This window comes from Candidatus Accumulibacter vicinus (assembly GCF_000584955.1).
In the GTDB taxonomy this organism is placed as follows: Bacteria; Pseudomonadota; Gammaproteobacteria; order Burkholderiales; family Rhodocyclaceae; genus Accumulibacter; species Accumulibacter vicinus.
In genome coordinates this window covers 43,497-50,690 of record NZ_JDSS02000007.1, presented here as the reverse complement: position 1 = coordinate 50,690, position 7,194 = coordinate 43,497, and the positions used below count along the sequence as shown (strand labels likewise).

The 7,194-nt window shown below is 63.0% G+C and carries 7 protein-coding genes; 2 read left to right on the top strand and 5 right to left on the bottom strand.

The annotated features are described in order from the left end of the window. From CAPSK01_RS21445 to CAPSK01_RS21440, 5 genes are all read right to left on the bottom strand, one after another. The coding region (locus tag CAPSK01_RS21445; RefSeq protein ID WP_273702919.1) for a two-component regulator propeller domain-containing protein at positions 1-1,322 on the bottom strand (1,322 nt) is incomplete at its 3' end. Between the two features lie 229 nt (positions 1,323-1,551). Beyond that, complete coding sequence (locus CAPSK01_RS02230; protein ID WP_273702918.1) at positions 1,552-2,928, bottom strand: DUF1329 domain-containing protein; 1,377 nt, start codon at positions 2,926-2,928, stop codon at positions 1,552-1,554. Between the two features lie 22 nt (positions 2,929-2,950). Next, the gene (locus CAPSK01_RS02225; RefSeq protein WP_273702917.1) at positions 2,951-4,624 is read right to left on the bottom strand and encodes a DUF1302 family protein; all 1,674 of its coding nucleotides are present in this window, start codon (positions 4,622-4,624) and stop codon (positions 2,951-2,953) included. Between the two features lie 274 nt (positions 4,625-4,898). After that, positions 4,899-5,162, bottom strand: a complete 264-nt coding sequence (locus tag CAPSK01_RS02220; RefSeq protein ID WP_034921838.1) for a hypothetical protein — start codon at positions 5,160-5,162, stop codon at positions 4,899-4,901. Positions 5,163-5,350: 188 nt separating this feature from the next. Beyond that, the gene (locus CAPSK01_RS21440) at positions 5,351-5,875 is read right to left on the bottom strand and encodes a periplasmic heavy metal sensor (protein WP_273702916.1); all 525 of its coding nucleotides are present in this window, start codon (positions 5,873-5,875) and stop codon (positions 5,351-5,353) included. A 196-nt stretch (positions 5,876-6,071) separates the two neighbouring features. Here CAPSK01_RS21440 and CAPSK01_RS02210 point away from each other — a divergent pair, with 196 nt between their 5' ends. After that, positions 6,072-6,794: a response regulator gene (locus tag CAPSK01_RS02210; RefSeq protein WP_034921902.1), complete on the top strand. Its 723-nt coding sequence runs from the start codon at positions 6,072-6,074 to the stop codon at positions 6,792-6,794. Continuing rightward, positions 6,791-7,194, top strand: a 404-nt coding sequence (locus tag CAPSK01_RS02205; protein WP_273702915.1) for a hypothetical protein, incomplete at its 3' end; no start/stop codon positions are given. The genes CAPSK01_RS02210 and CAPSK01_RS02205, both read left to right, overlap by 4 nt.

The window sequence follows — 7,194 nt, the reverse complement described above, 5'->3', positions numbered from 1 at the left end:
TTCCGATTGATGCCGTCCCGCGTACCCACCCAGAGCGCCCCGCTCTTGTCCTCGTAGATGTTGTATGCCGTGCTGCCGATCAGGCTTCGGGGGTCTTTCGGGTCGTGCCGATAGTGGGTGAATTTGCCCGTGGTCGGGTCGAGGCGATTCAGCCCGGTGCCTTCCGTGCCGGCCCACACGCTGCCGGAACTATCCTCGAGCAGGTGCCAGACCGAGCCGTTGCTCAGGCTCGTGGGATCATCGGGCCGATGGCGGTACCACTGAAACTTGGCGGAGGAGCGGTCGAGGCGGTTGACCCCCTTGCCCAGGGAGCCAATCCACAGAGCACCCTGACGGTCCTCGTGCAGCGGGGCGATCAGGGTGTGCACGATGCTGGTCGGATCGGCGGCGTTCGGCAGATAGCGGGTGAAATGGCGCCGTTCCGGGTCCAGGCTGTAAAGGCCGCCGCTCAGGGTGGCGACCCACAAGATGCCGTCGCGGGTTTCGGTTAGCGCAAAGACAAATCCGTCGGCCAAACTGGATTCCGAGCGGTAGCGGGTAAACTTTCCCGTCTTGGGGTCGTAACTGTTGAGGCCATTCCCGTTCGTGCCGACCCAGAGAAGGCCTTGGCGATCTTCGTAAATCGACCACACGCCGTCGCCACTCAGGCTGTTGGGGTCGGAGGGATCGTGCCGATAATGGATGAAGCCGCCGCTGGCCGGATCGAAGCGGTTCAGCCCGCCACCCTGGATGCCCACCCAGAGGTTGCCGGCCCGATCCCGGTGCAGCGCCCGCCCCTCGTTGCCGCTCAAGCTTTTCGGGTTGGCCGGGTCATGCCGGTAAGCGACGAAGCGGCCCGTTTGTCGATCGAATCGATTCAGGCCACCGTCGGTGGTCAGTACCCAGAATCCGCCTTTGCCATCGTCCACCATCCGCCAGGCCTCGTGGCCGCTGATGCTGGTGGGATCGGCGGGGTCGTGCGTGTAGCGCGTGAAGCGCTCTGTCGCTCGGTCGAATCGGTTCAAGCCCTGGTTGGTGGCGATCCACAAGGCGCCGCCGGCATCCTCCAGAATGTCGTGCACGGCGTTGCCGATCAGGCTGTGGGGATTGTCCGGGTCCGGCCGGTAGGTCTTGATCCGGTAGCCGTCGTAGCGGTCCAGTCCGGCGCCGGTGCCGAACCAGACGAAACCCTGTCGGTCCTGAAAAATGGCTTCCACATTGCCATTCGACAGACCATGCTCCATGGTGACGTGCTCGAATCGGGGCTCCCGGCCACCCGCGATGCCTGGCGCCGGATCCCCGAGGGCCGGCTGTTGCAGCAACAAGGCCAGTACGACCATCATGCGCCACTTAATACGCATAGCGCCCTCCGCAAGCGGCATTCAAAACGCGTTTCCCCTTGCCACCGCAGGCAGCGGGAGAATGATTCGACGGCGCGGGGCAAAGCGAACGATGCCCCGCGCCGTCGAGGAATAGCCGAGGCGCAGGTAGCGTGGCGGTCGCTCCGATCCCACGACGAAAGGCGCCTGGCCTATTTCACCTTCCCGCCGTGAGGATTGCGTCGAGGGACCATCAAAACACACCTCTCCGGGCCAGAGCATCGGGCTTCAAGTTAAGTTTCGGAAACGCCTGCGGCCTGGGCTGGAAGGACTGGCCGGCATCGCCGAAATGCTGGTCAAGGGCATACATTCTTTTCTCCAGGTCGTAGCCCCAGTAGCTGCGCGGGATCTGCACCTGGACATCGTAGAGCGGCATCGCGGGCCGGAACAGGCCCCGCCGGAGTTTGCCGGCGGCGTCATACTCGTCGCTCATGCCGGCGCCGCTCCAGTCCTCGTCCAGGTAAAGGACCTTGCGCTGGTGCTGATTCTTCATGCCCGGCTTGATCGTCGCTTCCACGACCCAGACCCGGTGCCACTCCCAGCGCACGAAGTCCGGATTCAAGTAACCAGGGGTAAGGATCTGCTTGGCGGTGGTTTCAAAGAAGAGCGCGTGATCGTTGTAGGGAATCAGCATTTCCCGCTTGCCGAGCAGTTTGAAGTCGAACTGGTCGAGCGGACCGGCGAACAGGTTGTCCTGGTCGAAGGTGACCAGACTGCCCAGCGAGCCCAAGCCCAAATCGGGCGGCAAACCGGTCACCTCGCGAACGCGGCGGGTGGCCGGGTCGTAGTCCCAGATGCGGCGCGGCTCGATGGTCGGATCGAGGGTTTGCGTATCGAGCACGGAGAAACCCGCCACATTGGCGGGGACACTCCAGTTGTAGACGTGCTGGTAGTAGTAGGCGCCGTTCTTCTTGTGCTCCTCGGCGTTGGATTGCGGATTGTAGTAGTCGTTCTGGAAGGTGAAATGCCCTGCCCATTTCGTGGCGTTGCCCGATTCATCCACGGACCACAGGGTCGCATAGGCATCGAACGCCACCCCGGTATAGCCCAGCAGGTGATTCCACATCACCTCGTGGCCGTTCCTGGGGATGGGGAAGGGAATCCCGCCATAGGCTCCCTCCAGGGCCACGCCGTCCTTGGCGAGTTTGGCGGCAGTGGCGTTCTTCCTGGTGTTCTCCAGCACCCAGGCCGGATAGGCGACGCTGCGGTGGCTGGGATAGACATCCATGCGGTAGTTCGGATAGCGTTTGAAGAGTTCCCTGCCGGTCTCGCTCAAGGCATCCCGATACTGCTCGAGGTTCTGGGCGGTCACGACAAACAGGGGTTTTTCGTCCGGGTACGGATTGCTCCAGCGCCCCGAGCCCGGCTTGAAGCCGGGCGGCGTGGTGTTGGTTGGCAACCCGCCGGTGTAGGCCGGGATGGTGCCGGCCTTGTTCCCCGCCTGTTCGGCGCCGAAGGGCGTCAGGTTCTGGCCGAGCTGCTGGGCCTCGCTGGCGCTGACTTCGGCTCGAGCGATGCCGGTCTGGAGCAAGGCGACGACGATGAAGAAGAGGGTCGCACGACGGTTCATGGCGTTTCCTGTATGGGTGCGTTTAGAAGGTGGCTTGATAGGTGAACGACAACCAGCCCTTGTCCCGCAATGGCCCTCCGAGAACGTAGGAACCAAGGGGGGAATCCGGCGCCCTTTTGATCTTTTGATCGTAGCCGGTGTAGGTCAGGTCGAACTGGTGGCTGGAATAGACCTTGGCCGTCAGACCGACCTTGTAGACGGTGAAGCCCTCGACGCCGCCACCGTTGGAGGGAGCGTTGCCGCTAATGCCTCTGGAGACAAACAGGGGCATGCTGATGTCCACGCCCGGATAGACCTGATTCCATCCCGGTGTGAAGGACAGGCCAAAGCTGAGAAACTGCTTGTCCGCACAACCTTTGATGGTGGCGTCGGAATCACAGGCCGAGTTGTAGCCCTTCGCCAGGTACAGCTCGGGGTTGCGGGTCACCCGGTCGAGGCGATTCCACGCCAGTTCCGCCGCCAGGAAGGCAGAATCGTAAATCGCGCTGGGGCTGAAGCTGACGATGCCGTTGAGCACGCCATGCCAGGTATTGCCCCGGGCACCTTCGTAGCCGCCCGCGGGTCCCGCCGAACCGGTACTGTTCAGAGGGTCATCGAACCGATAGGACAGCTCGGCGCCAGCAAGCACCCAACCGATCCTTTTCACCAGCGCGACGCCCAGCAGATCGATGTCGCGGGCGTATACCGCCCGGGTCCGTCCGTTGCCCGCGTCCTGGGCCAGCCACCCGTTCTTGTCGTCGAAGCGCCGTGCGTAAAACCCCAGCGTACCGTCGAGCCACTCGGGGCTCAACTTGATGCCCAGTCCCAGATCGCCCGCCTTGCCTTCGATCGGGGACAGCCGGTTCACGTTCGGGCCTTTGTTCACCACATCGACGCCGAAATAGGTGCCGCCCTCGGGTATGCGGGTGGGTTCCCACGCGAACCCGACCTGGGCCAGCAAGGAAAGCTCGGGATTGATTTGCGCGATGGTCGACATCTGGGCGACCGGCAGCGCCGTTTCCTTGGCCGACGCGCCCGGATTGGTTACCCCCTTCATGCCGTCGCTAGGCACCTGGGAAAAGGAAATCGCGTGCGTGTTGCCAAAAAGCGATTCGCCCCAGATCAGCGCGTGCCGCCCCAGTTTGACGTTCCAGACCGAATCGCCGACATCGAACACCCCGTACACGAAGGCATCGAGCAGCTCGCCCGACGGGCCGGCGTAATAGCGCTTGACATAGGATGTGAACTTGTTGTTGACGTAGCTGTTGGGCACCACATCCATGCCCTGGGCGTACGGGTTGCTGCGACCGCGGTCGCCGTAGGCCGTGTCGTACCAGGCCGCGGCCGAGACCCGCAGGCCGTATCGTTCCTTATAGACGAGGTCGAGTTCGCTCAGCCAATCGATCCGGTTGGTGATCGCGGCCCCCCGGTCGAAGATCGCATCGCCCTGGTCGAACACCGCATTGTCGGCGATGCGCGGATCGCGTCCCTGCGCGCGCATGCCCAAGTTGTAGCGCAGTGTGTTGTTCCAGACCAGCTTGACGTCCGGGGAACCGGTGTCTAACGATAGGGCCCAGGCCTGGGCAAAGGGCAGCAGCAACATGCCGATGAAAAGCACGGCGATTGGCGCCTGCCGATTCTGTCGACGGCCCGCCATCCCACGACACTTCGCGGCTCGATGCTTGACGGCCGAATGACCGGTTTGAAGATGGGTCATGGTCTTACCTGTCTTGTCGTTGATTGAGGTGGCCGTCCCGACTGGCGCGGCGCGTGGAGGTGCCTGTGCTCGTACCCGGCGGCTAACGACACCTGCCATGTAGAACGAGTTTAGTCGAGATGGGTGGCGAAGCCATCCGCACATATACGGATGACCATCCATGAAAATACGGACCCCGGCCGTCACCGCCGGGATTGCAGTGGTCCATTTTCCCAACCACAAAATGCAAGGGCCGGGTTTCCCCGGCCCTGAAATCACCCGATCGCTGGGTCAGTTACTTCCAGCCGGACTGCTTCTCGCAATCCTTCATCGCCTTGGGGTTGGCCTTTTCCCATACGGAGATGGAGCGGGTTTCGTTTTCGTCCATCTTGTCATTCATGCATACGCAGTACTTGCGGACCACCTCGGCGGTGGCGCCCTCGCCCTTGTTGTCCTTGATACACTGAGAAATCCACTTCCTGTCATCGGCATCGGCAAAAGCTGCTCCGCTGACCAGCATGGACAGCAGGAGGAACGTTGCGCTGATATTCAGTTTCATCTGATTCTCCAAAGTAGGTTGCATGAAAGGAGTCGCCATGCTACCCATCATGAGGTCAAAGTCAAGCTGGCGATCCGGATGATTTTATTGAGGCCCCGCAACGATCATCGCTGCCGGAGTGGCTGTGCTGGAACATCGCCATCTTCCCCCGCTCCCTCCCCGCGAGAGGGAGCGGGGGACATTGTCGCTCAGTCGCCAGCCGGGCCACGGGGAGGACGGGAAGCACCTGGTCCGAAGTGGCCACCCGGCCCCATCCGTTCGATCTTGCTCTTGAAGAACAGGCGCGCTTTTTCCTTCTGCGCGGCGTCGAGGCTGTCGTAGACCGCCAGCCAGCGGTCGCGACCGGCCTCGCGCTGCTTGCGGCCGGCATCCCTGAGTTCATCCATCTGCTTGACGATGGCGCGCAGGTCGGCACCCGGTTTGCTGACGCTGGCCAGGACTTCCTCGTGGTGCTTGCGCATCTGCTCGCGCATATCGCGCATGCCGGCCTTGCTGAACTGCTCGGCTTCCTGCCAGAGCGCTTCCTGTTTGGCGTCCAGCTTGAGGTCGTCGTGCAGGCGCGACATCTCCTTCTGATGGTATTGCATCCGTTGTTCCATCCGTCCACCGGGCGCGCCGCAGCGTTCCGGGCTCATGGCGAACGCCGTACCGCCGACGCCGAGCGCCAGGACCAGTGCGGTGACGAGAATACGTGGCGAGAATTTCGATTTCATGGGGTGACTCCTGTCAGTGGGGTTGATCGATCGCGATCAGCGCTGTGGTCTGCCCTTTCGCGATGCCGCCATTGTGTCCTGGCCGGCATTGCAAACGATTTCATCGCCGTGGCGTGGCGTTGCAAATTGTTTCTTTCGGCCGGAGCACGGCCGTCGACAGCATAGAATGCGGACAATCGCTACAGCCGCCACGACCATGAAAAAAATTCTCCTCATTGACGACGACGCCGAGTTGCGCCAGTTGCTCGCCACCTATCTCGGCCGGCACGGTTTCGATACCCTGCTGTTGCCCGATACGCGCCAGCTCGACGCCTTTCTCGAACGCTACCAGCCGCAACTGCTGATCCTCGACCTGATGTTGCCTGGGGAAGACGGCCTGGCGGCGTGCCGGCGGCTGCGCGCGCGTGGCGAGACGCGGCCGGTGATCATGCTGACCGCGCGCGACGAGCCGGTCGACCGGGTGATCGGCCTGGAGATGGGAGCCGACGATTATCTCGGCAAACCTTTCGACCCGCGCGAGCTGGTCGCCCGCATCGAGGCGGTGCTGCGGCGTGGCACGCGCTCGCCAGCGGCGACGCCCGATCCTTCAGGCGGCGTGACACGCTTCGGCGAATGGCTCTTCGACCGGGCTGCGCGTCAGTTGTCGAGACAGGGTCAGGCGGTGGCGCTGACCAGCGGCGAATTCGCGTTGCTGAACACCCTGATCAATCACGCCAACCAGGCGATGAAGCGCGAGCGTCTGCTCGAGTTGACGCGCGGCGACGCCAGCGAGTCCTTCGACCGCGCCATCGACGTTCAGATCCACCGCCTGCGGCGTCTGATCGAGGCCGATCCCGCCCACCCGCGCTACCTGCAGACGGTGTGGGGAGTCGGCTATGTGTTTGTTCCGGATAGCGCCAGCGACGCCGACGCGGGATGAGACTCTTTCCCGCTTCGCTGGCTGGACGGACAGTGCTGCTGGTGATTGCCGTCATCGCTGTCGCCGAGATCGCCACCTTCTCGTTGCTCGGGCATTTCCGCCGCAGCTCGCACGTCAATCAGACGGTACAACTGATCGCCGGTCAGGTGCGTCTGTTGCAGGTGGTGCTGCCGGGGCTCGGCGATGACGCTCGCCAGGCCCTGAGTGCTGCTGATGCCGGCGAGCAGGGGCTGCAGTTGCGTCCGGACGGCAGTGGTGTACCGACTCACCAGCCGCTCTTTCCTTTCGCCCGCCGTCTCGCCAATGACCTCACCGAACGTCTCGGCGAGCCGGTATTGCTCCGGAACGGCGGTCCGGGACAGCGCAGTGGCCTGTGGATCGGTTTCATGGCCGGCAACGA

Coding starts and splice junctions, on each gene's coding strand:
- CAPSK01_RS02230 (WP_273702918.1), bottom strand. CDS start 2,928: ATGAACCGTCGTGCGACCCTCTTCTTCATCGTCGTCGCCTTGCTCCAG.
- CAPSK01_RS02225 (WP_273702917.1), bottom strand. CDS start 4,624: ATGACCCATCTTCAAACCGGTCATTCGGCCGTCAAGCATCGAGCCGCG.
- CAPSK01_RS02220 (WP_034921838.1), bottom strand. CDS start 5,162: ATGAAACTGAATATCAGCGCAACGTTCCTCCTGCTGTCCATGCTGGTC.
- CAPSK01_RS21440 (WP_273702916.1), bottom strand. CDS start 5,875: ATGAAATCGAAATTCTCGCCACGTATTCTCGTCACCGCACTGGTCCTG.
- CAPSK01_RS02210 (WP_034921902.1), top strand. CDS start 6,072: ATGAAAAAAATTCTCCTCATTGACGACGACGCCGAGTTGCGCCAGTTG.